The organism is Paenibacillus contaminans (genome assembly GCF_003285015.1).
In the GTDB taxonomy this organism is placed as follows: domain Bacteria; phylum Bacillota; class Bacilli; order Paenibacillales; family NBRC-103111; genus Paenibacillus_V; species Paenibacillus_V contaminans.
Map to the genome: position 1 here is coordinate 1 of NZ_QMFB01000060.1, position 25,462 is coordinate 25,462.

The 25,462-nt window shown below is 52.9% G+C and carries 26 protein-coding genes; 12 read left to right on the plus strand and 14 right to left on the minus strand.

Annotated elements, in window-relative coordinates; genetic code table 11:
* Nucleotides 1-108: 108 nt before the first annotated feature.
* Nucleotides 109-1,500 carry a sensor histidine kinase gene (locus DQG23_RS41065; RefSeq protein WP_158560961.1) on the minus strand — a complete coding sequence of 464 codons (1,392 nt, stop codon included), beginning with the start codon at nucleotides 1,498-1,500 and terminating at the stop codon, nucleotides 109-111.
* Complete coding sequence (locus tag DQG23_RS41070; RefSeq protein ID WP_113036853.1) at nucleotides 1,497-2,213, minus strand: response regulator transcription factor; 717 nt, start codon at nucleotides 2,211-2,213, stop codon at nucleotides 1,497-1,499. Before DQG23_RS41070 ends, DQG23_RS41065 begins: the two co-directional genes overlap by 4 nt.
* Before the next feature lie 198 nt (nucleotides 2,214-2,411).
* Between DQG23_RS41070 and DQG23_RS41075 the strand changes: the two genes are divergently transcribed.
* From DQG23_RS41075 to DQG23_RS41095, 5 genes are read left to right on the plus strand one after another with little or no spacing between them, the layout of a single operon-like run.
* A complete protein-coding gene (locus DQG23_RS41075) occupies nucleotides 2,412-3,284 on the plus strand; it encodes a carbohydrate ABC transporter permease (protein ID WP_113036854.1) in 873 nt (290 codons plus the stop codon).
* A gap of 43 nt (nucleotides 3,285-3,327) precedes the next feature.
* Nucleotides 3,328-4,185 carry a carbohydrate ABC transporter permease gene (locus DQG23_RS41080; protein ID WP_420330280.1) on the plus strand — a complete coding sequence of 286 codons (858 nt, stop codon included), beginning with the start codon at nucleotides 3,328-3,330 and terminating at the stop codon, nucleotides 4,183-4,185.
* A gap of 41 nt (nucleotides 4,186-4,226) precedes the next feature.
* Nucleotides 4,227-5,378, plus strand: coding sequence for an efflux RND transporter periplasmic adaptor subunit (locus DQG23_RS41085; protein ID WP_158560962.1), 1,152 nt, complete (start codon nucleotides 4,227-4,229; stop codon nucleotides 5,376-5,378).
* Between the two features lie 14 nt (nucleotides 5,379-5,392).
* Nucleotides 5,393-6,736 carry an ABC transporter substrate-binding protein gene (locus DQG23_RS41090; RefSeq protein ID WP_113036856.1) on the plus strand — a complete coding sequence of 448 codons (1,344 nt, stop codon included), beginning with the start codon at nucleotides 5,393-5,395 and terminating at the stop codon, nucleotides 6,734-6,736.
* 6 nt (nucleotides 6,737-6,742) lie between these two features.
* Nucleotides 6,743-6,985, plus strand: coding sequence for a hypothetical protein (locus DQG23_RS41095; RefSeq protein WP_113036857.1), 243 nt, complete (start codon nucleotides 6,743-6,745; stop codon nucleotides 6,983-6,985).
* A gap of 74 nt (nucleotides 6,986-7,059) precedes the next feature.
* On the opposite strand, the gene DQG23_RS41100 is transcribed toward DQG23_RS41095, so the two are convergent.
* Nucleotides 7,060-8,211: an MFS transporter gene (locus DQG23_RS41100; RefSeq protein WP_113036858.1), complete on the minus strand. Its 1,152-nt coding sequence runs from the start codon at nucleotides 8,209-8,211 to the stop codon at nucleotides 7,060-7,062.
* Between the two features lie 279 nt (nucleotides 8,212-8,490).
* Here DQG23_RS41100 and DQG23_RS41105 point away from each other — a divergent pair, with 279 nt between their 5' ends.
* On the plus strand, nucleotides 8,491-9,687 hold the full coding sequence (locus DQG23_RS41105) for a putative glycoside hydrolase (RefSeq protein ID WP_113036859.1): 1,197 nt from the start codon (nucleotides 8,491-8,493) through the stop codon (nucleotides 9,685-9,687).
* A 142-nt stretch (nucleotides 9,688-9,829) separates the two neighbouring features.
* On the opposite strand, the gene DQG23_RS41110 is transcribed toward DQG23_RS41105, so the two are convergent.
* The 6 genes from DQG23_RS41110 to DQG23_RS41135 all read right to left on the minus strand — a co-directional run bounded on the left by DQG23_RS41110 (nucleotide 9,830) and on the right by DQG23_RS41135 (nucleotide 15,512).
* A complete protein-coding gene (locus tag DQG23_RS41110; RefSeq protein WP_113036860.1) occupies nucleotides 9,830-10,807 on the minus strand; it encodes a helix-turn-helix transcriptional regulator in 978 nt (325 codons plus the stop codon).
* 46 nt (nucleotides 10,808-10,853) lie between these two features.
* Nucleotides 10,854-11,396, minus strand: a complete 543-nt coding sequence (locus tag DQG23_RS41115; protein WP_113036861.1) for an NADPH-dependent FMN reductase — start codon at nucleotides 11,394-11,396, stop codon at nucleotides 10,854-10,856.
* A 199-nt stretch (nucleotides 11,397-11,595) separates the two neighbouring features.
* Nucleotides 11,596-12,561, minus strand: coding sequence for a 6-phosphofructokinase (gene pfkA / locus DQG23_RS41120; protein ID WP_113036862.1), 966 nt, complete (start codon nucleotides 12,559-12,561; stop codon nucleotides 11,596-11,598).
* Nucleotides 12,562-12,598: 37 nt separating this feature from the next.
* Nucleotides 12,599-13,624 (minus strand): tetraprenyl-beta-curcumene synthase family protein, encoded by a 1,026-nt coding sequence (locus DQG23_RS41125; RefSeq protein ID WP_113036876.1) that lies wholly within the window; start codon nucleotides 13,622-13,624, stop codon nucleotides 12,599-12,601.
* A 178-nt stretch (nucleotides 13,625-13,802) separates the two neighbouring features.
* Nucleotides 13,803-14,117, minus strand: a complete 315-nt coding sequence (locus tag DQG23_RS41130; protein ID WP_113036863.1) for a hypothetical protein — start codon at nucleotides 14,115-14,117, stop codon at nucleotides 13,803-13,805.
* Nucleotides 14,118-14,246: 129 nt separating this feature from the next.
* The gene (locus tag DQG23_RS41135) at nucleotides 14,247-15,512 is read right to left on the minus strand and encodes an S-layer homology domain-containing protein (protein ID WP_113036864.1); all 1,266 of its coding nucleotides are present in this window, start codon (nucleotides 15,510-15,512) and stop codon (nucleotides 14,247-14,249) included.
* Between the two features lie 292 nt (nucleotides 15,513-15,804).
* On the opposite strand from DQG23_RS41135, the gene DQG23_RS41140 reads away from it, so the two are divergent.
* From DQG23_RS41140 to DQG23_RS41165, 6 genes are all read left to right on the plus strand, one after another.
* The gene (locus tag DQG23_RS41140) at nucleotides 15,805-17,175 is read left to right on the plus strand and encodes a multi antimicrobial extrusion protein MatE (RefSeq protein ID WP_113036865.1); all 1,371 of its coding nucleotides are present in this window, start codon (nucleotides 15,805-15,807) and stop codon (nucleotides 17,173-17,175) included.
* A 29-nt stretch (nucleotides 17,176-17,204) separates the two neighbouring features.
* The gene (locus tag DQG23_RS41145) at nucleotides 17,205-18,398 is read left to right on the plus strand and encodes an MFS transporter (protein WP_113036866.1); all 1,194 of its coding nucleotides are present in this window, start codon (nucleotides 17,205-17,207) and stop codon (nucleotides 18,396-18,398) included.
* A gap of 22 nt (nucleotides 18,399-18,420) precedes the next feature.
* Nucleotides 18,421-19,242, plus strand: coding sequence for an alpha/beta hydrolase (locus DQG23_RS41150; protein WP_113036867.1), 822 nt, complete (start codon nucleotides 18,421-18,423; stop codon nucleotides 19,240-19,242).
* Nucleotides 19,243-19,329: 87 nt separating this feature from the next.
* Nucleotides 19,330-19,977 (plus strand): nitroreductase family protein, encoded by a 648-nt coding sequence (locus DQG23_RS41155; RefSeq protein ID WP_113036868.1) that lies wholly within the window; start codon nucleotides 19,330-19,332, stop codon nucleotides 19,975-19,977.
* 14 nt (nucleotides 19,978-19,991) lie between these two features.
* Nucleotides 19,992-20,207 (plus strand): DUF2536 family protein, encoded by a 216-nt coding sequence (locus tag DQG23_RS41160; protein WP_113036869.1) that lies wholly within the window; start codon nucleotides 19,992-19,994, stop codon nucleotides 20,205-20,207.
* 97 nt (nucleotides 20,208-20,304) lie between these two features.
* The gene (locus DQG23_RS41165) at nucleotides 20,305-20,814 is read left to right on the plus strand and encodes a metallophosphoesterase (protein WP_113036870.1); all 510 of its coding nucleotides are present in this window, start codon (nucleotides 20,305-20,307) and stop codon (nucleotides 20,812-20,814) included.
* A 27-nt stretch (nucleotides 20,815-20,841) separates the two neighbouring features.
* On the opposite strand, the gene DQG23_RS41170 is transcribed toward DQG23_RS41165, so the two are convergent.
* The 5 genes from DQG23_RS41170 to DQG23_RS41190 all read right to left on the minus strand — a co-directional run.
* Nucleotides 20,842-21,144 carry a hypothetical protein gene (locus DQG23_RS41170; RefSeq protein ID WP_113036871.1) on the minus strand — a complete coding sequence of 101 codons (303 nt, stop codon included), beginning with the start codon at nucleotides 21,142-21,144 and terminating at the stop codon, nucleotides 20,842-20,844.
* 109 nt (nucleotides 21,145-21,253) lie between these two features.
* Complete coding sequence (locus DQG23_RS41175) at nucleotides 21,254-22,672, minus strand: ABC transporter substrate-binding protein (RefSeq protein ID WP_113036872.1); 1,419 nt, start codon at nucleotides 22,670-22,672, stop codon at nucleotides 21,254-21,256.
* Nucleotides 22,669-24,087 (minus strand): ABC transporter substrate-binding protein, encoded by a 1,419-nt coding sequence (locus DQG23_RS41180; protein ID WP_113036873.1) that lies wholly within the window; start codon nucleotides 24,085-24,087, stop codon nucleotides 22,669-22,671. Before DQG23_RS41180 ends, DQG23_RS41175 begins: the two co-directional genes overlap by 4 nt.
* Nucleotides 24,088-24,524: 437 nt before the next feature.
* Complete coding sequence (locus DQG23_RS41185; RefSeq protein ID WP_113036874.1) at nucleotides 24,525-24,722, minus strand: cold shock domain-containing protein; 198 nt, start codon at nucleotides 24,720-24,722, stop codon at nucleotides 24,525-24,527.
* A gap of 83 nt (nucleotides 24,723-24,805) precedes the next feature.
* On the minus strand, nucleotides 24,806-25,462 hold a 657-nt coding region (locus tag DQG23_RS41190), incomplete at its 5' end, for a methyltransferase domain-containing protein (protein WP_113036877.1).

Consider the following 25,462-nt stretch of genomic DNA (forward strand, 5'->3'; position numbering starts at 1 on the left):
ATGACGTTCTCGAAATCGTGCAATTCAGCATTTCCGAGCATCAGAAAGACGCCTTTCTTCATTGAAAGGCGTCTATATTTTTTTAAGGCATTTCAAAAAGTTCAGCCCTTACGCCTTCGGAAAACTCATCACGAACGCCGCGCCGCCGGAGGGCAGGTTGCGCGCGGATATTTGACCGCCCGACCTCTCGACGATGACGCGGGAAATCGCGAGGCCAAGCCCCGTCTCGCCATCTTTCCCTTTGACGAAGCGGTGGAACAGCTGCGGCAGCAGCGCTTCGGGAATGCCCTCGCCGTCGTCGGCGATCTCGATCGCAATACCGCCGTCATCGGCCGTAACGTTTATACGAACGTTTTTTGCGGCGTACCTCGCAGCATTCCCCGCTATGTTCAGCATAGCCTGCAGCAGCTTCGCCCGATCGGCACGGATCGTCAAGCCTTCCCGCAGCCCGGAAGGAACGCTCGTTTGAATGGTAAGCCCTCTGCTCACATATAGCGGATTGATTCGTTCAACGGTTTCATTAATCAAATCCTCGACGTTTATAGGATCCGGCTTAAAAATGCCCTCCTCGCTCTCCAGCTTGGCCAGCAAGATCATCTCGTTCACGATGCTCTTCAGCCGGTCGCATTCGCTGATGATGACATCCAGCCCTTTGCTTGCGCTCTCCCCGGCAAAAACACCGTCCCTAATCCCTTCCGCATAACCTTGAATAGCCATAAGCGGCGTTTTCAGCTCATGTGAAGCGTTCTGGAAAAATTGTTTTTGCGAAGTATGGTAAACGTTCAGCTCATGAGCTAGCTTGTATACGCCTTGAGCCACCTCCCCGATCTCTCCGTCCGTACGGATCAGGCGCACCTCCGAAAACCGGAGGCTACCAACTTTCTCGAGCTCTTTACTCAGCTTGGCCAGGGGCGTTACAAGACGTTTGGCCATCAGCATGCTGAGCCCGTAAGCCGCAATCCCTCCGACGGTTAAAATGATCATCATCCGCTTGAACAACGCCAGCTGCATCGATTTGATTTTGCTGAGCGGCGTACTCATAATCAGCGTCGCCGCATTCCTGACGGATACGCTTGCTGCCGGATAAGATACGGCTTCCACGATATATTTATCGCTTTCCCCTTGCCACATGACATTGCGGAAATTTGCGTCGCGTTTCCACAGCTCGACCCATTCTTGCGTCTTGACGGGAGAAAGCGTACTGTACAGCACTCGCTCGTTCGGCTCGATCCAGACGGCGTCCGTTTTGCCACCCGCCGGGAAGGCGCTTTGGAGCTTCTCCTGCTCGACCGTGATTTTCTCGGCCGGCGTTACGGGCGCCGCAGGCATCGCAGGCACCGTCATTAAAGGCATCATTGCCGTTGCCTGGTCTCGCATTTCTTTTCGCTGCCCCTCCACAAGCGTATCCAGCATCAGCGGATAAATGACGACCGCGGCGATCGCCAAAATACATAACAGCAAAAGGGCGAAAGACAGCTGAAGCCGGTACATCAGCTTCATGCCGGATCGCCTCCTTCCTCTATGCGCAAACGATAGCCGAACCCCCATACCGTTTCGATCGGCAGATCGTTCAGCTTTCTGCGCAGCCTTTTGATAAGATCGTCGATCGCTCTGTCGCTGCCGAAATAGTCGCCTCCCCATACCAAGCTAAGCAGCTCGTCCCGCGAAAAGGCCCGGTTGGGCTGCTCCGCCATCGCCTGCAGCAGCGCAAACTCCTTCAGCGTCATCTCCACCTCATCGCCCCGCCAAAACACCCTTCGCTCGTCTGTTACGAGCCGGAGCTTTCCGATTTCGACGGCAGGCTTGCGCACCTGCGAAGCGGCGCCGTCAACGAACAAACGGGCGGCTCCGAACCGGTGAAACAGCCGATTCACACGCGCAACCAGTTCCCTCGGGCTGAAAGGCTTCGTCATATAGTCGTCGCTGCCAAGCTCCAAACCCAATATTTTATCGACCTCTTCGTCCCGCGCCGAGATCATGATGATCGGAACTTCGGCTTCCTTCCTAATTTGCCGGCAAAGCTCATAACCGCTTATCCCGGGCAGCATGATGTCAAGAACCCACATATCCGGGGGATCGTTCTGCCATAGCTCCCATGCCGCCTCGGCCGAAGACAGCCCGATCGTCCGGTACCCCTCCTTTTGCAAATAAGCCTCTACGATTTCACGAATATGGCTGTCGTCATCCACGACGGCGATTTGATACGATTGCATGCCGCTACCTCCCTGGCGTCCTTGCCCGCGATTGACCCCATTCTAGCAAAAAAAGCTTCGCCAAAGGGCGATTCCATACTTTTTACACACTTCTTCCTAAGTTTTGCCGAAGCTTGTCTGTAAACTTGAGCATGTGGACGAAGCACAGAAAATCAACAGGCAGCATGAGAATCGTCTTCTGCCGCAGGAGGGCTGTATATGAAGAAGCTTAATCGTTTGACTTTGCGCGAACGTGCGGCGGCGCTCTGTTTTTTGGCTCCGAGCCTTGCGGGCTTCGCCGTCTTTTATATCATTCCGTTCGGCCGAAGCATCCTATACTCGTTTCAAGCCGGGCTCGACGGAGATTCCTTGACGCTAGCCAACTATGAATCCCTATTTCAAAGCGCCTCCTTCCTGAAAGCCGCCGCGAACACATTCCGCTTTACCGCAATCGGCGTGCCTCTTCTTGTCGTGCTGTCGCTGGCATTGGCGCTGTTTCTGAATCAGCGGGCTTTTTTCCGAAACTGGCTGCGCACCGCGTATGTGCTTCCGCTAGTCGTGCCCGTCGCCTCGATCGTGCTCGTCTGGCAAATCATGTTCGACTGGAACGGCGCGCTCAATGCGCTGCTCGGCCGCTTCGGCTATGACCGCATCGACTGGATGAAGTCGGATTGGGCAAGTCTCGTTATCATCCTGATTTACGTGTGGAAGAACATCGGGTATAACGTCGTGCTTTTTCTCGCCGGGCTGCAGAACATACCGGAGCAGTACTACGAAATCGCCGACCTCGAAGGAGCGAGTCCGGCCAGGAAGCTTTTCGGGATCACGCTGACCTATTTGACGCCGACTGCATTTCTGGTTGTACTAATGTCCGTCTTGAACTCGTTCAAAGTGTTTCGCGAAACGTATCTGGTCGCCGGCGATTACCCGCATGACAGTATTTACACGCTGCAGCACTACATGAACAACATGTTTTTGTCGCTGGATATTCAGAAGCTGTCCGCCGCATCAACCTTGATGGCTTTATGCATTCTGGTGCTTGTTACCGTGCTGTTCAGATCGGAGCGGGTGTTCCGCAATTTTATGGAATAGCTGTTTCTTTCATTCATTTTTCCGGGAAACGGAGGGTTATCTTGTGAAAAAGCAATACGTCCTGCCATTGCTGCGCACCGCGCTTCTGATGGCGGCAGCTTGTGTGATGCTCGTTCCGGTCGTGCTGACGTTCGTCAACTCGTTCATGACCGAAGGGGAAATAACGGTGAATTACGGCATGCTCGGCAGTAACTCATCGTCCGAATTAGTCAATATGAAATGGATCCCCGACTGGGTTTCCTTCGGGCAGTATTATAAGGTGCTGATTGCAACGCCGCAGTTTCTGCATATGTTCTGGAATTCGGTCAAAATGGTCGTGCCGATCATTATCGGCCAAGTCGCCGTGGCGTCGCTCGCCGCTTTCGCCTTCGCCAAGCTGCGGTTTCCGGGCAGGGAGTCACTCTTTTTCATTTACCTGCTTGCGATGCTGATGCCGTTTCAGGTGACGCTGGTGCCGAATTATATTGTCGCGGACGAGCTGGGGCTATTGAACAGCCCGGCTTCCATCGTCCTGCCCGGCGTATTTGCTGCATTCGGGGTATTCCTGCTGCGCCAGTTCATGCTGCATATTCCGTCAGCGTACATGGAGGCCGCCAAAATGGACGGCGCCGGTTACATCCGCTCATTCGTGACGATTGCGCTTCCGATGGTGAAGCCGGGCATCGCCGCATTAGTCGTTCTCCTGTTCGCCGACTATTGGAATATGGTCGAGCAGCCGCTCATCTTTTTGCATGATGCGGAGCTTCAGCCTTTATCCGTCTTTCTGTCGCGAATCCAGAAGGAAGCGTTCGACGTATCGTTCGCAGCCTCCGTCGTGTACATGACGCCGATGCTGCTGCTTTTCCTTTGCATGGAGCGGTATTTTATCGAAGGCATACAGCTCTCGGGCATTAAAGGCTGACCCATGCGAATCGCTATCCGACTTGAGAAGGGAACATGATCATGACCAAACAACGGCTCGCAGGCCTATTTTTCGGATTATTTTTTCTCGTGCTCGGAGGCTTAACCTTATTCAGCAATACGCTCCAAACCGCACTGCTGCCGAAGGCCGTAACGGAAAAACCGGTCAAAAAAGCGCTGGAGCACCGCATAACCGGCAGCGGCGTGCTTGTCCCGCGGCTCAAGAAGGATTTGCCGGGCTATGACGGGTGGCAGGTTGCCGAAGTCCATGCGTCCAAAAACGATCAGGTGAAAAAAGGACAGCCGCTCATTACGTTCAAATCCCCGGAAGCGGAGTTGCTTCTTCTTGACGAGGAAGCCCGGATGAAAAAACAGAGCTTGAACCGGGAGCTGCTTCAAGAGCAGTTTATAGCGGCGCAGCAAAGCGGCAGCGAGGAAGCGATCCGCAAAGCGAAACGGGATCTTGAGCTCGACAAGCTCGATGCGGATATCGCCAAACGCAAGCTCGAAAGCATGCGCAGCGATATGGAAAGCAAACGCGTGCTCGCTGCGCCGTTTGACGGAAAGGTGGTGGACATGAAAGCGGAATCCGGGATGAAAGCGTCGCAAGGCCAGACGCTTGTTTCGTTGATCGCCGGCAGTGAAGGCTATGAATTTTCTTTTCAGGCGGAGGCCCGCTCGGCGGCGCTGCTGCAGACGGGAGAAAAAGCGGCGATCGACGTGAAGGGCAAGACGGCGATGCGACTGGAAGGCATCATTTCGGAAATCAAAGAAACTTCGGCTGAAGGAAGCGGCTCCGGAGGAGGCAATTCGCTTGGCGGGCCGGATACGTCCGGCGGCAATGGATCGGACGGCACGCGGCAGCGGAAAACGATCGTCGTCAAGGTAACGGACGAAGCCGTTCAAGGAGGTGAGCAAGCGTCCGTCAAAATCGCTAAGCAAGCGTTGCAGCAAGGGCTTGTCATTCGCAAGGAGCTGTTGAAGTCGGACGGGAGCGGCAGCTACGTTTTCGTCGTGCGGGCGAAAAAAAGCGCGCTCGGCAACGCGTATTACGCGCAAAAGGCTTATGTTCAAACGGGTGAAGAGGCGGAAGACGAGATCGTCGTGCTAAACGGTCTTTCCCCCGAGGACGAAATCATTACGGAAACGAGCGAACCGCTGCAGGATGGAAACCGGGTTCGACTACAAGGATAAGGGTGAAGTGAACGATGAAAACGAAATGGATGTTGCCGCTGTTTGCGGCTGCCGCTATCGGCATTTCAGGCTGCTCAAACGACAATAATAACGGGCCGGAGGACACCGGCTCCCCTGCCGCCGGAGATCAAAAAACGGTTACGATCTCCGTCATGAGCGCAGACCGTTTTCTGCAGACGGCCGCCCTAAAGTTCGAGGAAACGCATCCCGGCGTCCATATCGAAATCAAAGAGCATTTGGCCGCGCCGAAGAGTGATGGCGGCATGATGGCGGCAGTTTCACAGGCCGATATCGAAAAATATATTCAGACGGTCACGACGCAGGCCATTTCCGGCAAAGGGGCGGACTTGATCGAGATGAACAGTCTGCCGCAGCAAAAATTCGTCAAAAACGGCTTGCTTGTCGACTTGTACGAGCGGATGGAGAAGGACGCTTCCTTCGATAAAAGCAAGTATTATCAAAACATTTTCAAATCCTCGCAAAATGGGGACGGCCTTTATGCCATGCCGTTTTTCTTCATGACGGACTTTATATCGGGGAATACCGAAATGCTGAAAAAAGCGAATATCGCGATCGACGATAAAACCTGGACTTGGGATACGTTCAAGGACATTTCCAAAAAGCTGAAGGAGCATGCCGGCACCGATTATTATGCGTTCGTCAACATGTTTCCCGAGCAATTGCTGCACGACTATATCTCAGCGAACTACGCGGACCTTGTCCGGGACGGCAAGGCGAACTTCGACTCGGAGCCGTTCCGCACGATGATGAAGCAAATTAAGGCGATGTACGACGAGGGCGTTCTGCAAGCCGAATTTACGTACGATTACAGCAAAGGCTTATTTTCCAAAAGCGGCTTCTTCAGCGTCGAGCAAGCTTTGACCGAATCGCTTCGCGATAACGCGTTATTTTTCAATGCCCCTAGCGCAAGCGGACAAACGCAGGGCGGTCAGTTCAAAGCCTTTTTCAATCTCGGCATTAATAGCAAATCCAAGGTTCAAACGGAAGCATGGGAATTCGTCAAGTTTTTGCTGTCCGACGAAGTGCAAAGTTCTCCCGAATTGCAATATATTCCGGTAAACAAGAGCGTAGCGGAGAAGAAGCTCCAGGAGGCCGGACAAAAAATAATCGGCGGTACGCTTCCGGTGCCGAAGGGCAAAACCGACAAGAGCTCCGTGGAAGAACGCATGGAAACGATACGCAAGATGCTGAACGAGCCCGGAAAAAAAGCGGACAGCGACATGAAAGTCGCATCGATCGCCATGACTGAATTCCAGACGTTCATGAGCGGCCAGAAATCGGCGGAGGAAGTAAGCAAGCTTATTCAAAACCGCGTCAATACGTATTTGAACGAATAACCCCCGATGTCCAGCATGTTGCGCGATAAAATCCGCATGCTCAAACAGCATGAAGCCTACAGCTACAGGATCGCTTATTATTTGCTTGAAAACGAAGAAAACGCCGTACAAGCTGTTCGGCAAACGATGCTGACGCTGTTCCGACGCGACGATTTGCTCCATTTGACGGAGCCGGACAGAAAAAATATCGTGAAGTCCGCCACGATCCATCACAGCATGCTCAAGGTTAACGGGCCTGCGCCTTTATAAATGACGAGCGCTTATGCGGGTATAGTAAAAAGAAGCTCCTTTCGGCCTGAATAGCCTCAAGGAGCTTCTTTGCGTTACAGCGCTTTACGCCGCTGATACGAATGTGTGGCAAGAAACATAACGGCTGCAATCGCTGCCAGCAAGGCGCCCGACAAATACATGCCGCTTCCGCTCCAGGAGTCCTGGATCAAACCGCCTACATATCCGCCCGTCAAGCCGGCCAGTCCCAGGAAAACGGCGGACAATACGGATTGCCCGGTCGAGAGCAGCTCTCCCGGCACCAGACGAACCGTATACTGCACCGCTACGATCCAGAAAACGGCGAATGTAATCATATGGCTGGCCTGCAGGAACATAAGAATAAAGGGATCTTCAACAAGACCGAAGGCTGCCCAGCGTATGGCATACAAAATCGAAACGATCCCGAGCAGCGCCAGCTCGTGAAAGCGGTTTAAGTAACGCGTGAGAAACGCGAATGCCGGTATCTCGCTGAAGGCGGCAATCGACCAGGCGGCGCTGACCATCCACGCGCTGGCGTTAAGCTCGTTCATATGCAAGCCGAGCATAACGTCGTTCATCCGGTGCGGCACCATGATCAGGAAAATCATCAGCATATACCACAAAAACGGGCGATTGCGCATCAGCGTGCCGATCGCTTTAAGCGAAACGGGCGGCGCGCTTGATTTCTCATCCTTTTGCTTAAAGAGAAGCAGGAACGGGATCACCCATGCAGCCCAATACAAATATTTCATATTGCCGATGCCGCCGATAAATGGAAGAAGAAGTCCTGATGCGAGCGCCATACTGGAAAATCCGATCGATCCCCACAAGCGGATGGAGCCGTACGATACGCCGTGCGTATGCGTCGCTTTAATGTTTAAACTGTCAAGCAGCGGAATGGACGGAAGAATGAACAAGTAAACCAGCAAGGAGAAAATAAACGTAGACGAAAAGCCCGTCACCGCGAATAAACCGAAGCTGGCGACGAGACCGAGTATCCATAGCGGTAAAATGATTTTTTTGAGCGTTTGGAACCGGTCGCTTAAATAACCGAACAGCGGCTGGGCGAATACGGCCGCGAATGGACCGATCATCATGAACAGACCGACTTCTTGGCTTGAATATCCTTTCCCCACCAAGTAAAGAGGCAGCAAAGGATTTAGTATGGCGGTCGTTGCGTAATAGACGGCATTCAGCCCGCGCAGCACCGCAAGTTGGCTGTTCATCGGTTCCACTCTTTTCTGTAGTCTCGCATTGTCTACCTTATCCTATCAGAATTGAATGTTGCTGAGAAGACGGAACGTCCTCTTATTTCAAAAAAAATATACAATTTTCAGCAGCGAGGTTCTGCAATTTCGGACAAGCTTCGGCAAAAAGAGCCAAAAAGACCATGTGCGCCCCCCGGGTATTGTTCTATAATGAAGGTGCTGCGTGATATTCGTGCTTGATCGAATGATGATTTAGGCGGCATGAGAGAGAAACGGAGAGAACGGAGCGTCGACGGCATGGAAATGATTCTTGCTTTGCTTACTTTGATTTGGGGAAATTTAACCGGCGGTCATCCGGACTTGACGTTCGACCAATTCGTGCGGGCCGCCATTGAAGCGGAAAATCCGATCGTCCAAAATGCCGCTCCCGGCGGCAGCGAAACGAAGGATCCGGGCGATAAGCTGAAGCCTGTCAGTAAAATAGACCCGCAGCCCGATGCTCCCGTCGTAAAGGGCATTTACGCAACGGCCCACAGCGCCGGCGGGGCCAGGATGAATACGCTGCTGAAGCTGCTTGACGACACCGAACTGAACGCGATCGTCGTTGATATTAAAGACGATTGGGGCTCTATTACGTACGATACCGGCAATCCGGAATTAAACGCACTAGGCACGACGCAAAAGCTCATACCCGATATCGGAAAATTGATAAGCACGCTGAATGAGCATGACGTTTACCCGATCGCCAGGGTTGTCGTGTTTAAGGATACCGAGCTTGCGAAGAAAAAGCCGGAGCTGTCTTTTGTAAATCCCGACGGCACGTTGTGGAACAATGGCAAAAGTACGCCGGAGAGCTTCGTTAATCCGTACAGCAAGGAAGTTTGGGACTATAATATCGCCGTTGCGAAAGAGGCCGCCAAAGCCGGCTTTAAGGAAATTCAATTCGATTACGTCCGGTTCCCCGAAGGCTTTGAAAAACGCGCCGATACGCTGCAATATGCGAAAGACGAACGGACGCGAATCGAGGCGGTGGCCGAATTCGTCAAATATGCGCGCGAGCAGCTGACGCCCCTTGGCGTCCGGGTATCCGTCGACATATTCGGATATGCCGCTTCCGTTCCCGCTGCCGAAGGAATCGGCCAAGATTTCAATGCGATCTCGCAAAATGTCGACGTCATCGCCCCGATGATATACCCGAGTCATTATAGCACCGGATGGTTCGGCGTTTCGGTGCCGGACGCCCAGCCTTACAAAACGATACAAGGCGCATTGGCCGACACGCACAAAAAGCTGGAGCCGCTCGGAAGCCTGAAGCCGGTCATCCGTCCTTGGATTCAGGACTTTACCGCTTCATGGGTGAAAGGCTATATCAAGTACGGCAAACATGAAATCGAAGAGCAAATTCGCGCGCTGCAAGACAATGGCGTCGAGCAATTTTTATTATGGAATGCGGGCAACTCTTATACGCAAGGCGTCGATTATACGCCGGAATAGCCGTAGCCGGAATACGGCGAACATAATTATCGGCACTCATAACATAATGTAAAAAAACCTGGCGGAGGATCGCGGATCCCTGCCAGGTTTTTTGCTGCTGTGTGGAACTGCTTGCGGCCAGGGGAGGCGCCCTGCTGCGTCGTTATTGCTCCTTGTCGTGCGCACAGCCTGCTGATGCGTATAACGATACGATCGCATTCGCTTCGGCATATAGTTCATTGCGCAGCTCGGCAGGCGAAACGACTTCGACGCTCCTGCCATAGCCGAGCAATATTTCGCAGGCCGATTGTATCGTATGAAACTCGACATCCGCTTCGATGAAGCCCTCCTTAGCAGGATAAGTCTCGAGGAATCGGACGTAGCGCTGCTTGGCGAGCCGTTCCGCTTCTTTTTCGCGTATTTTGATCTTAGCCGAAAATCGGGGCAAGCTTGCTTTGAACTGCTCGGTCGATTTCTCCCAATATGCCGCCAAGTCGAACGGCTCGGGCCGATCGAACGGGCTGTCCAGCATACGGGCGCTCTGCAGGCGCGAAATCCGGTATGTGCGAAGTTCGCCTTCGGCCGTTGCTACAAGATACCAAATGCCGCTTTTGGCAACGAGACCGAGCGGCTCGACGACGCGCTCCACCGTTTCTTCCCCGCGCGGATAAAGCATGTGAAGCTGCTTTTCTTCCCAAATCGCCTCCTGCACGACGGACAGCAAAGGAAAACGTTCGTTGGACTGATGCCATCCGGCACCGTCTATGTGAATGCGCTGACGCACGGTTTCCGCATCTTGGCGAAAGGCTGACGGGAACGCCGCAAGCAGCTTCTGAACCGCGTTCTCGAATACGCCGCGCATGCCCAAATCGGCTATGATCCGGGAAGGCTGAGCAAGCAGAAGCGATTGCATTTCATCGGATTTCATCCCTGTCAGACTGGTACGGTAGCCTTCGGTTAACGACCATCCCCCGCTGGTGCCGCGCTCGGCGATGACCGGAATACCCGCAACGCTCAGCGCTTCCATATCGCGATGAATCGTCCGCGCGGACACCTCCAGCTTTTCCGCAAGGTCTTTGGCCGTCATCCGTCCGTTATTTTGCAGCAGCAGCAATATGGAAATGAGTCTGTCCGCCCTCATCCGTCACAACCTTCCGCTAATCTTGCAGGCACGCAGCCCCCTTATTTTATCCCGCCTTACGCAGCGTAAGAGCCAGGTTGACGAAGTAGGCAAGCACTTTGTTTACACGTTCTTTGACTTTCTCGTTCTCGGGTTCGCCGTCCGGTGTGAACCCGCGGTTCTCGCCGCCTATGGAAATCCATTCGGGACAATTGACTCCATGCAAGTTTCGTACGATCGTTTGCAGATGAGTCAGCGGACTGACGCCTACCGCGCCGCCGGAGGAGCTAACTGCGAGCACCGCTTTGGAATCGAATTGGTCAAAGCCGAGAAAGTCGAGCGCATTTTTCAAAACGCCCGATACGCTTCCATGATAGTCCGGTGTGCTGAGAATCACGGCGTCCGCCCCGCCGACCGCTTGAATCAGCGCATGAACGTTCGGATCGGTCGTCACCCTGTTGCTCGGATCGAAAAAGGGCAGAGGTTTCTCATACAAGTCAAACAGCGTAACGTTTATTTCCTTCTCTTGTAGCACGGTTTCAATATATCGGCACAGCTTCGTGCTTGTGCTCTGCTCACGGTTGCTGCCTGTAACGATCGTAATTTTCATCGGCACAATTCCTTCCTGCAATATACTTTACATACATTTTAGTATGAAAAGTTTACCAAGTCAACCTAAAACCGTCACAAACTTTCGGTTCATCGTCTCCCTGCAAGCAAAATAAAAAGCCTCAAAGCGCCGTCGCATACGACAACGGCACCGATGAGGCTTGTTACCCTATTGCCGCCGATACCCAGCCGGCTGCAAATTATTGAGACAAACGAAGAGCAAGCTCGTATAGCTCCGTGTTGAACGGCTTTTTGGTATTGACTACCGTATCGATATCGGTCGTTACCAGTTCCCCGTTCAGCTTGCCGCAAGCTTTGCCCGATTCTCCCGCGATCAACCGGCGTACCGCAAAATCGCCCAAGCTGCTCGCCAAAATACGGTCGTTGTGAGTCGGCGTTCCGCCGCGCTGAATATGGCCGAGCACCGTAACGCGCGGCTCCATGCCGTTGCGCTCGTGGATTTGTTTGGCAATGTCTTCGCCTTTGCCGACGCCTTCCGCTACGACGATGATACTATGGCGTTTGCCGGCATCGAAATTCGCTTTCATGCGCGCCGCAATCTCGTCGATGCTGAACGGCACCTCCGGCACCATGATCGCTTCCGCGCCGCTTGCAAGACCGGCGTACAAGGCGATGTCTCCGCAATGCCGGCCCATTACTTCAACGACGGAGGAGCGTTCATGCGACGACATCGTATCGCGCAGCTTGTTGATCGCATCCACCACAATGCTGACCGCCGTATCGAAGCCGATCGTAAAATCGGTATACGGAATGTCGTTGTCGATCGTGCCCGGAAGCCCCATCGTTTTGATGCCGAGCTTGCTCAGCTTGTTCGCGCCTTGATACGATCCGTCTCCGCCGATTACGACAAGGCCGTCGATTCCATGCTTGCGCAAATTGTCGGCCGCGAGCTTCTGACCCTCTTCCGTCTTGAACTCCAAGCAGCGGGCCGTTTGCAAAATCGTGCCGCCGCGCTGAATGATGTCGCCCACGCTGCGCAAATCCATTTCCCGAATATCGTCATGAATAAGTCCGTAATAGCCGCGTTGAACGCCGAATACCTTCAAGCCGTGAAAAAGCCCGCTCCGCACGACGGAACGAACGGCTGCGTTCATCCCTTGCGAATCCCCGCCGCTAGTCAATACCCCAATCGATTTAATGGACATAATCAGTTTCCTCCTCTTTAGTAACCCCCGCAATTCGTCAGGACCGCCGACGAATCCATACGCTGTTTACCCAGAAAAAAAGCCGGGTAATCGGACTGTTTTTCATCAGCAGGCGGGATACGCGTTTGACTTCCAGCTGCTTGCTCACCTTCGGATCGGATAAATAAAGCGCAAGCAGCCCTTCTATGATCATCCGGTGAAACGCAGGCGCCTTCAAATGCGAAACGCGCTGCCGCGCCTGAAGCACGATTTCGGCGATCCGTTGTACGGCCGTATCGAACCCATCGTAATAAAAACAGAAATTCAAGTCTCCGCCCTGACGGTCTTCGTCTTGGTCGATTAAATAATCGAGCAGTATATGCAAGCCGCACACATAAGGAAAATACGCTTCGCGAATACGGGCGATTTCCTCGCGCGTAAGCTGCGGATCGCATGCGGCCAGGAACAGCATGAACATGCCCAGCGTCGAACCAGTCGCCGCCGCAAACTCGTTCCAGCCGAGCGCCGGATAACGGGCCTCATGCGGCTTCCACCAATTCAACAGCTCGTTTTCCCGCAAATCATGACGAATATGCTTGTATACCTGGAGATCGCAATAAAGGCCGACCAAATCACGAACCTCGTCCGCAACCAGCGAATAGGACGGCAATTGTCTGACGGCCGCTTGGCAAGTTAGGACAAGGCGATTCAGATAGCCGCCATCCTCCTTCTCGCTATGGAAAGCATAATAGTCATGAAGCGGCCCCCCGGGATCGACGGCATCCAGCATGGATTGATGCAAACGCCGAAAATCTTCGGGGTCGAGCGACGTGCTGCGGTCGCACAGGTTGTCCAAATAATCGCTGATCGTCTGAAAGGCGACGATAAGCGGGATCAACACCTGCCGCATCGGCAAATGAGCAGCCGCATAAACTGCACCGCCCTGACAGTGGAATTTTTTCGACGTCATGCTGTTAAGCGCCTGCTTGCGCAGTTCCCCGTCGGGTATGTTTTCTGCGATTTCGCGCCATTCCTGCAAACTCCTATTTACTTCCGGCAAAACGTACCGGTAGACCCGATGCATCAGCAATATAGGGTTTTGTGGAACCTGACCGACAGGCTCCGAACCATTCAGTCGATTCAAAAAGCGTTCCTCCACATTATGGCATGTTGCATGCTTCAAAAAACTCCGCGACCCGCTGAAATCCGAAAAGACGGACAACGCCCGAACCTGAGTCCGGTCGTTTTCCGCCTCCGCAGGATTACATGTGCATGCGGGAGGTCATTTCCTGGTTGGCCCGGTACCATAGATGAAGATCATTTATCGTACTGGCCATTTCGGCGATCTCCCAATTAAGCGCGCAGGATATGACGAAGTTTTCTTCCACGTTCAAATGCTCCTGCTTACGAATGATGACCCGCTCGATTTCTTTGATCCGGTCCGGAATACGCCCGCGAATGAGCTCCCATTCCATGAGTATTTCACCGCGAGCCGCCTCCGAATACTGATCCCATTCCATCGCCAGCTCAGGAACCGGAATACCCAGTCTTTCGTCGAAAACAAACTCCGCTCTCATCGTATGCGCTCCCTTCGAAGTCCTTTGCCCTTACAGCTTCCATATCATTTTATAAATGTACCACAATTCGGGCAAGTCCCGCCAGTAGCATCGGTTCATTCGTCTTAAATTCGTCTCTTACGATAATGGTTACTTGTCTTTCTCTACGATCGAGAAAACGACGGCTTGTCCGTCCGGCACGACGTTCGTTTCCACGGAAAACTTGCCGATCTGCACGGTGCCGTTTTCTACATCCTTGCCGTTTTGCAGCGTTCCATACACATCCGCAAAATGCTGTTGGAACGTTGCCGCATCACTGGCGAATAAGAAATTGACGAATGTCCGGATCGTTTCTTCATTTCGTGCAAGCACGCCATTCTCCAAGCTGACCGTAATTCCGTATGTACGGTAGGCCGGCTCGAGCCAAATGGCCGCTTCCTCATATGTGCCTTCTCCCGCAGCCCGCTTCAGAAACTTCGCCTTCATGTCCGCGTCCTTAAACAGCCGCAGCGTCGTTTCCTCCAAATCATAGTTCGTTCCGCGAAGCATGCCGGCCTGCTGCATAATTTCGTATGCCCGATACATCGTTTCGCTTGGGAACATCAGCCGTTTGTAGCTGCCGTCCTTGGTCGGCACGATGCGGTCATATTTCCCTTCGATGCCGTTTACAGATACCCGTTTGTTTTTGTCCACGAGACGCTCCAGAATCGTCAGCGATTCCGCGCGCGTCACGACCCGCGAAACACCGAAATATCCGTTCGGATACCCTTCCATAATGCCTTTGGCAAACGTTTCTGCAATAAACTTTTGCTGCCTTGCCGTAGCGCTCTGCAAATCGCCGATCGACGCGGCGGCGTTCAAGCTGAACGTTTCATCCTCCAAATACTCGGTTTCTTTAAGCGTGTAATAAACGATTTCCGCTACATCCTCCCGTTTGAGCTTGGCTTTAAAATCCGGGAACTGGTTTTTGCCGATCAAATTCAAGCCCCCGGCCAAATCGATGTAAGGCTTCGCCCAGTAACCGACCATGCTTGGCTTAAAGCTGAAATCGCGAAAATCCTGCTCCAGCACGTTGCGGTTCGCAGGGCTGAGCGACTGGATGAACGCATTCGTCCAGCGGCGTTCGCCGTTAGGAAATTGCTGAGTAAACGAAAGCAGCAATATTTTTACGAATTGATCTGCGGCAACCGGCTCGTCGGGCCGGAACGTACCGTCAGGAAAGCCGTCCAGAATGCCTTGATCATACAACCGGTAAATCGTTTGCTCCGCCCAATGTCCCTTGACATCGCTAAACTTGGCTTCGCTTTGCTGCGCTCTCGCGCTGTGGCTCCCGGCGATCAGCACCACCGCTGCCGTTAATGCCAAAAAGATCCCCTTGCTTGCTTTTAACCCTTTGCCTACGTTCCAACGTCCCACTGATTAACCCCTCGCTTTATCATTCTTCGGATCACATACAAGCATAAACGCAAACCCGCTTCGGCCGTAATACGCCTGCAGCCCCATTTTTTGCTCCCCCGCGGGGTGGCAACGTGGTATACTTATGTATCGCCGCAAAGTGGAGCGAAACTTCCGTGACGAAGGAATACGAGGATAAACGTCTACAGACGTCTTTGACGCTGGCGTTTACCGAGATTTAGAACCGCTTCCACGATATAACGGAACCCGAACGGCAATCAACGTGAATTCGAACGGATAAGGAGCCTGCAGCATGGCAACTGACAGCAACAACACACAATCGCCTACCGATGAACGGGCCGTTTCCTACCCGAAGCTATTCGCCTTTTTCATTCCGCTCGGTTTATCGGCCAGCCTTGTGACGATTTCCCACGTCATCATTAATAGTACGCTTGCCCGTTCCGCCCAGCCTGAGCTCATCATTGCAAGCTATGCCGTGGCGATGAGTCTGATCGGCCTTGCGGAGCGTCCCGCCGTCCTGCTCCGGCAAACCTGCTCGGCGCTCGTACGCGACCGCCGCTCGTTCCGCGCCATGTCGGCAATAGCGTGGTACGTTTTTTTATGCATATTCGCATACGGCATTCTCATCTCGTACACGCCGATCGGGAATTGGGTATTTGCGAATTTTTTCGGCGTTGAGGACGAGCAGCTGAGCGCAGTCATCGACGTATACCGCATTTTGATGTACGTCAGCATCTTCTCCGGCTTGCGCTGCCTCTACCACGGCCTGATCATTTATAACCGCCGGACGACATGGCTGACGATCGGGATGGTCATCCGGCTCCTCGTCATGTACGCGATCGCACAGTATTACTTAATGACGGATCAAGTGACCAGCGGACGCGTCGGAGCCGTTATTTTTCTTGCCGGCATGATGATCGAGTGTCTCGTCAGCGTACTTGAGGGCCGATCGCTGCTGCGCAAAAAAATACCCGAGGAACTTGAGGAGCATCCGGTGAAACGGCAGCGGGACGTATTTTCTTTTTACCGTCCGCTTCTCTATTCTTCGTTCATCGCTGTCATTATCGGACCGTCCATAACAGCCGTTCTCGGCAAAACGGATCAAATGGAGCTGTCTATCGCATCCTTTGCGATCGCGGGCAGTTTGACGCAGCTTGTACAAAGTTTCTTTTCCTATATCCATCAAATTGTGTTAAACTTTTACCGGATTGATCAGACCCGGGTGTTTCGTTTCACTTTGTTTATGGCCTTCATTCCTACGCTGCTAATAGGTCTGCTCTCCTATACGCCGGCAGGTCCGCTCTTCCTCCAGCATGTGATGGGTGTGAACGAGCAGCTGCTGCATGCGAGCTTGCAGACGCTGCGCATTTTTATGATCATGACTTTGCTGTTCCCTTGGCTCGATTACTGCAACGGCATACTCATGCTTAAAGGTCAGACCAAGGTGATGGTCTGGTCGCAAGCGGCCAACGTCACCGTTACGGTTTCGACGCTTCTCATATGCATCACGGCAACACCCGGCTGGAACGCCATGATCGGCGCGCTGGCCCAATCGCTCGGGTTCGCAGGCGAGCTGGCCGTCGTACTCGTTCTCTTAAGGCACATGTCGGACGATGCGACGCGAATCGGCCCGTTCAAACGGCGTGAAAGCGCCGGCGCATAAGCTAGACCAACCAAGAAGGAATGACGTTCATGCAGCTTCCCAATGAAAGACCCGCTGACGGAACTACGCGTTTCTTCGGCTTCAAACAAGAAACTCGCGTCAAAATGTTTACTTTCTCGTTCTACACGACGTTGGCGATCATCGTTTCTTTTTTGCCCTCATATTTCGCATCGCTCGGTTACAGCAAGGTGCAGATCGGACTTATTTATTCGTTCGGGCCGCTGGTTGGCATTATCGCTAATTTGACATGGGGGATTTTGAGCGATAAGCTGCAAACAATTAAGAAAACGATCGCCGCGGTGCTGATCGGCCAATTGCTCATGGCATTGATGCTCTTTCAGACATCCGCCTACCCGTTCGTGCTTGCAATTATGATCGGCTTTTACTTTTTCCAGTCGCCGCTTAGCGGCTTGAACGACAGCCAGCTGCTGCTCACCGTCAAAGAAACCGGCAAAAGCTACGCCTCTTTCCGCGTATGGGGATCGCTCGGTTTCGCGCTCGCTGCAGTCCTCTTCGGCAGAGTAATCGAGACGCAAGGCGAAGGGGCCGTCGGCCCTCTCGTGCTGGTTACGCTCGCCGTCTCCTTGCTGCTGTGCCTGACGCTCCGGGATTTACGCAAAGGCTCCCAAGCAAGCGTAAGCTTCAAAAATGCTTACGGCATCATCATGAAGCGTCCGTTTGTCATTTTCTTGTTGTTCGTCCTGCTGCTCTCATTCGCGGCCAGAACGAACGATTTTTTTCTTTCGCTCCACCTTCACGAGTTGGGAGCGGACCCCGTTCTAATTGGAGCCGCTTGGATGGCTTCCGCGCTCAGCGAAATTCCGATGTTTTATTTGCTCAGCAGGTACGGGCACAAGTTCCGCGAGCTGCCGCTGCTGGCGATCGCCGCATTCGCCTACGCCCTTCGCTTCTTTCTCGTCAGCATGCTTGACGATCCGGTGCTCGTGCTGGCTACTCAGCTGCTGCACAGCGTATCGTACGGCATCTTCCTCGTCACGGCGATGCGGTATATGCTAACGCTCATCCCTGATGAATACCGGGCGACCGGACAAGCTCTATTTAATGTGACATGGGGAGGCGTATCCGGCTTGCTTACCGGCGCTTTCGGCGGTACGCTATTCGAAGTATGGGGCGGACAGACGCTCTTCCGTTTTGCTGCTTTTAGCGCCTTGCTTGCATGTGCGGGATTTTTCGCCGTATCGCTGAAGAACCGCGAATCGTAAGACATCGAAAGGGGCTTTGCGCATGTTGCCGCATTTTGTTACACTTCATTCCGGGGCCTTGAACCGGCGTATCAACTGCGCCGTCTATTTGCCGGCCGATTACGAGACGTCCCCGGACAAGCGGTATCCGACAGTATATCTGCTTCACGGCCTTGGCGGCAGCGAGCTGGATTGGCATTTTAAAGGGAACGCTGCGGAAACCATAGCCTATTTGACAAGAAACGGCGAACTAACCGACTCGATCATAGTCATGCCAAGCGACGGAGGATATGACCGAGGCACGTTTTATTTGGATTGGTATGACGGCAGCGGCAATTTCGGCCAATATTTCATCCACGATCTCGTCCCGTTCATCGACCGCAGGTTCCGCACGTTCGCCGACCGCGAGCACCGCGGAATCGCCGGCTTGTCGATGGGGGGCTTCGGCGCTTTCCTTCTCGCCCTGCGTAACTCCGAGCTGTTCGGGGCGGCCGCCAGCATATCCGGCGCTCTGGCGCTTATGCCCGATTACGATGCGATGGCGCTGACGCCCGCCTGGCATCCGTCGAACAGCGCAAGGCTAGTCGGACCGCTCGACGGACCGTACAGCGAAGCGCATAATCTGGCGGCCTTGGCAGTCAAGGCGCTTGCCGGCGCAAACTATCCCGCCTTATATTTCGACTGCGGCACGGAGGATTACTTGTACGCCGCGAACAAATGGTTCAAAAGCGAGCTGGATAAGTGCGCTTACCCGCACCGGTTCGAATCGTTTTCCGGGGAGCATGATTGGCATTATTTTTCGACCCACCTGGAGAAGGCGCTGTGTTTCATAAACGCTTTCTTCACTGGACGCCGGGACGACTGAGCCTCACGTTCCGACAGGACGATAAATCGGCTCTGAGATTCTCTATTTTTTTGACAATTCCGCACATCGCAAAAGGAGATTATTTCTATGAATTACGACGCATTCAAATCCATCGTCCTCGGACGCCGCAGCATTCGCAAATTTACGGAGGAATCGATATCCGTGGAAGATATCCGCGAGCTGATCGACTGCGCGCGCTTCGCGCCAAGCGATACGAACTCGCAAACCTGGCAGTTTATCGCCGTAACGAACCGCGACAAAATCAAGGAGATCGAGCAATTTACATGGGAAGAGCTGCGCTCCCGCGCCGAAGACGCCGAGAAACGCGGACTGGAACGCGAAGCGAGACTGCTGGTCAGATCGTTCGGCCCTTATGCAACGGCGTTCGCCGACGCTCCGGTATTGATCGTTTGTCTGGCGACACCGTATAACTCCAAGTTCCGCGAAAAAATATTCGAGCCGATCGCGCTTGTACCCGATCATGTTTGGGACGAGGAAGGCATCAAGAGCAGCTGCCTCGCTTCGCAAAACCTGATGCTTGCCGCACACGCGAAGGGGCTTGCCACCTGTCCGATGACCGGACCGGTATTGCTTGCCTCGGATCGTTTGCGCGCTTATTTGGACGTACCGGCGGAATGCCAAATCAACATGGTTATCGCTCTCGGCCACCCTGCGGAAACGCCGGGCCAGCTGGCTCGCAAACCGGTTGACGAAATATTGACGATCGTAGACTAGGCGGTGAGGCTTGGATGGATTTCATTCTCGATATTATAGAGACGAAGATCGAGCTATTCGAAGCCTACGATCTTGCCGCGCTGGAGAAAAAAATCGAAGAGCAAATCGAGATCAACAAAGCGCTGATGCTTGACGTTCACAAGGTTGAGCACCAAGTAACATTCAATCCCGTCCTTAACAAAATGCTGTATACGGCGCTTATTCATTTTAAAGCGAAGTCGCTAAAGTAAGGGAAAGTCCGGCGGATATCCGCCGGACTTTTTTTAAAGTGCTCTCGAAATTCACCTCTCGCGAAGGTATACTAAGTGCAGAAAGGAGCGCTGAGCGATGCCTCATGTATATATGATCTCGGATCATCATTTCGGCCATAAAAACATTATAGACTTCGAATCGCGGCCCTTCGGCGATGTCGGGGAAATGACGGAATCGATGATCGATAAATGGAATGCGGTCGTCGGCAAAGAGGACAGCGTATTTCATCTGGGGGACTTCTCGTTTTTGAATATGGAGAAAACAAGCGCGATTATGGCCAGACTGAACGGGTACAAAACGTTGATTATGGGCAATCACGACCGCGGAAGGTCGAAGCGCTGGTGGCTCGAGGCCGGCTTCGACGAGGTGAGCGAGCATCCGATCGTTTACGGCGGCTTCTTTTTCCTCTCCCACGAACCGATGTATATGAACAAACATATGCCCTATGTCAACATACACGGCCACATTCACGGCCAGAAATATGAAGGCAATCAATATGTCAATGTCAGCGTCGAGCATTGGGATTACACGCCGGTCTTGTTTGAGGATATTAAAAAGCTGGTCGTTCCGAGCGAAGAGCAGTAAACGAAGGCCATGCCAAGTTCGAGCCGCTCACGGCAGCCGGAACCGGTCGACATGCTCCAACAAGCCGGCTTCCAGCAAAATCTCCTTCTGCCTCGGTCCGATCAGATCGAAGTGCGGAAAAGGCGGACGGTTATGAATATACCGGGGATTCAGGCCGTTCCGCTCGCACCATGCCGACAGAACGCCGAGATCGGCACAGCCCACTTTCGTAACCGTCTTAACGCCGGGGAAACGCGGGTCCAGCCAATAATGGGTCAAATAGGCGATTTCGCCTTTCGATACCGTCGCCTTCCATAACGCAAGCTCTTCTCTTGTAATGCCGAACGCCACTGCTATTCCTCCTCGTGCTGTCACTCCAGTCTTCAAACCATTATAACATCCCGGCCGAAAAGCCCAAAAAGGACCCATGTCCGGATGGGCCCCTCAGGATTGTATGAGATTATTCCGCTTCCGATTTCTTCGCGTCCGACTCCGCCCTTACACGATCAAGCTCTTTTTGTCCCCGCTCTTGAAACGAACGAAGCGCATCCTCCACCGATTTGGTGCCGTCGATAATCGCTTTCGTTTCTTCGGAGCGAATCTTATCGTAGGCGTTATAAAAGCCGGACGGCGCTTTTAATATTCCCAAACCGGGATCCCCCTTGCTCGGCATCAGCTTGTAGAAAGGTTCCAAGCTAACTCCTTCCGGCGCTTTGTTATAAGCGGTTCGCGAAAGAAGAGCGCTGGGAATGGAGATCCGCGTCTTCGTCTTTGCGTAATACTCCGAATATCGCTCGCTGTTCCAATATTTCAGAAGCTGCCAGGCCGCTCTGACATTGGGGGACTTGGCGTTAATGGCTAAAATCCGCACGGACGTGTAATACGGCGATTCGTTCGGCGACCGCGGGTCGACCGGAACGGTTACCATCCCCCACTGGAACGGCTTGAGATTGCTGTCCTTCATTATGCTCAGGTTCTGAATCGTCGCATTGTTTTGTATCGACATGGCCGCTTTGCCCGCCTCGAATAAACCGACGAAGCTTCTCCTCGTGGGCGTCGTGAATTCGAAAGACTCCGACTTAAGCGAACTGGATATATAACCTGCATTTTTGGCTTCGATCGTCTTAGTCCATAGGCTTCGGTATGCATCGCTGTCTACCGTCATCTTTTTCCCATGCTGATCGACTACAGCAATGCCGTGAATGGCTGCCAACTGGTCTACGAAATATGTCGTGTTGCCCGCATCGAAGCCATAGACGCGTTCGTTATTTCCGCCGGATACGGGGAACTTCTTCGCCAGCTCGAACAGCTCGTCCCATGTCATTTGATCCTTCGGATATGGGACTTGAAACTTGTCGAACAAATCCTTGTTGTAGAAAAGAGCGGAGCTGTTGAACATCGGTGCCAGTCCGAACAGCTTGCCGCCGCCTTTGCTGCGTATCTCCTCTACGGTTCCGGCGTGGATGTTCTCGATATCGAATTTGTCCTGTTTAATCAGCGGATCGAGATCGTACAAGAGTCCTCTTTCCGCATATAGGGATAGCTCTCGAGCGCCCAGCATAAAAATATCCGGCTTTTGTTTTTCAATATCTTTAAAAAGCGTTTCGAAAGGATCCGTATCAGGTTCGGCTTGGCCGCTCGCATTTTCGGTAAACGTCAGCTCGATATTGGGGAATTCCACCAAATAGGAGCTGCCGACATTATAGATGAAATTGCGTTCGTTCATCCAGCCGTACATTTTGAGGCTTGCCTGTTCATCTTCCGCAAGCGGCTTGACTAGCTGCTTCACACTCGGTTTGGCACCACCGCTGCCAAAACAGCCCGCAAGCAAAGGGATCGTCAGCATAATCGCAATCGAACCGTTAATCCAGCGTTTCATTTGCTGCCACCTCCCGATGTTGCGCCCGCGCTTAACTTCGCTTGATCAAGCGCCAGCTGCCCTTTCCTTTGCAGCTCTTCCAAAGCTTCGCCGACGGTTTGTGAGCCGTCCAGAGCCGCTTTGGCAGCGCCGCCCGCCAATGAATGAAAGCTGATGGAGAAAGCGGCAGGCACATTGTCGGGAGATACGGCTTGAACGGCGGTTCTGCCAGGCTTCAGCTTGATAAAAGCCTCCAGACTGCGCCCGTCTTTTTCCCTCACAGCGCTCATATTGCCTAACAAACGGAAGGACGACGATTTCGTAAACACCTTGGTAAAAGCATCGCTGTTCACGTATTGGATGATTTCCCACGCCGCCTGCTTATTGGGCGCTTTGGCATTGATCGCGAAGATGTCTTGGGCATAGAAGGAATTCGACTCGCCCGGACGATTTCCGTCGACCGGCTCCGTTACGAGCTCCCAGTCGAACGATTTAAACCCGCTGCTTTTATAGGAGGCAAACTGATCGAGTGAATAAGGCTGAACAATCGTCATGGCAGCCTGTCCGATCATGAACTTATCTCTCATCTGACTGTCCTTTAATGTACTCCCCGGTGCCGGCATGTCATTTTCCGGTGCCAAATAGATCGTACCTGCACGGTACGCATCGATAACCAGCTCCCAGCTTCGTTTCCATTCCTCCGTTTGAACAGTTACTCTGCTTCCTTCCGGATCGGTCACTCTTTGCCCAGCAAGCCCCCCTATTCGTCCAATAAGATCGTAAGGTGTCGGCGAATTGCTGTAGATGCCGTAAATCCGGTTTTCTCCCTCTCCGTTCGCCGGAAACCGCTTGGCAAGCGCGATGACTTCCTCCCACGTCATGCCGTCCTTCGGATACGGAATCTGCTCCCGATCGAATAAATCCTTGTTGTACATTAGTGCCGAGCTGCCAAAGGAGTGAGCCAATCCGTACAGCTTGCCGCTTCCCATGTGCCTGACGGTGTCGACGACAGCGGGATGCATGCTTTCGATGTCGAATTTATCCTGCTTAATAAGCGGCTCCAAATCAAGCAGCCGCCCGTCCTTGACCCACTGCGCAAAGGTCATGCTGCCGAACAATAAATCCGGCTTCTCCTCATCGATTATTCGATTCGCTTCTTTGCGGAGCTCCTCCGGATCCATTCCAGGACCTACAGCCGGTCCCACGACCTCCAGATCCATGTCCGGATAATTCGCGACCAGTATGCTGCCGAAATCGTCCATGAACGAATCCTTGAATTCGGCATAAACCTTAATTTTCCCTTCGACCGCCGTTTTGGCTTTGGCCTTTTTGACGGTCTTGCCGTCTGCGCCGGAATCCCCCCCGATACCTAAGCAGCCGCTAATGCTTGCCGCGAGCAGCGATGCGCATCCGAGCGCCATCCACTTTTTAATCATTTCTACGCCTCCGCCTGTCCTACATTCTATATTTTTCCAAACATTGAATAGACAAAGGATTCATGAGAAATGTTTCCTTTATTGGAAAAAAGCCTGAAGGGAACTAACGACAACTAGAGCCGCTACCACAGATATGGTTTCTGGTAGACGCAAAAAAACGGCTGAGCATCGTATAATGCCCAGCCGTCCCTATTTCCGTACGTATTAGCACCTTGCCGCTACATGTTGTCTTCGTCGATTTCGAAATTGGCGAAAACGTCTTACCGCAACGTAAATTTCCCGGGACAGCTTGACGAATTGGTTGTCTTTCGCCTTCGCCGTAAAATCTGTCAAATTGTTCGTGAGCGCCTGTCGAACAAACCGCAAAAAAAGCAGCCCTTCCCTTGCGGGGGCAGCTGCTTTGCGGTTTGTGCACTATTTATAAGTGTAGCGTGATCTTATAATTTAATGACGTTTGCCGCTTGAGGTCCACGGTTTCCTTGAGTGATGTCAAACTCAACTTGTTGACCTTCTTCAAGAGTTTTGAACCCGTCGCCTTGGATCGCCGAGAAGTGTACGAATACGTCGTCTCCACCCTCAACTTGGATAAAGCCGTAACCTTTTTCTGCGTTAAACCACTTAACTGTACCTTTCAAGTAAACAACCTCCTAAAAATATCGCCTTAGTGGCGAATGGTTACATTATATCACTATTCAGAAATTGAAATCAAGTTACAAAATTATTTTCGCACACCCAGAAACTGCCTGGATTTGGGGATAAATGGTAGTTTCGACTCGTAAAAATGGATCGTAAAACCGTCCCTGCAAAGGTCGTCAAGCAGCTCCGGAAGCTGTTCGAACGGCCTCCATTTCAAGTCGATCAGCGGGTAAATGCGCACCTCTCCGCCTGGTCTGCAAACGCGCGCAAGCTCGCGGATCGCCTGCAGATGAAAATCGTAGCCGAACTGCTCCGCATACAGGAATAAAAAATGACTGCAAAGCACCGTCGCAAAGCTGTCGTCCGCAAACGGCAGACGGGGTAGTCTCCCGGCGGTATACCGCCCCTCGGCAAGCCATACATCATAATCTTGCAAAAACAGCTCGAGCGACCGCTCCCGGTTGTCCCGGTGCTTGTTTAGATCGCCGTAATACGTCCAATCGAACTTCCCGGTCAATCCGGCCAGCTTCGCGGTAGACGTCTCGATTTCCTTCCGTCCGTGCTCCGCGATCTTTTCCTTGGACAAGTCATATAACGGATCCGCGGCCACCGCCCGTATCCCCCGTTCATTGGCCGACGCCACGAACGACGAAGCGCCCGCACCGACGTCCAATACGGGACCTTCCTTCAGCTTATCTTCATCCAGTGCAAACATGAGGACATACTCTTCGAACGAACG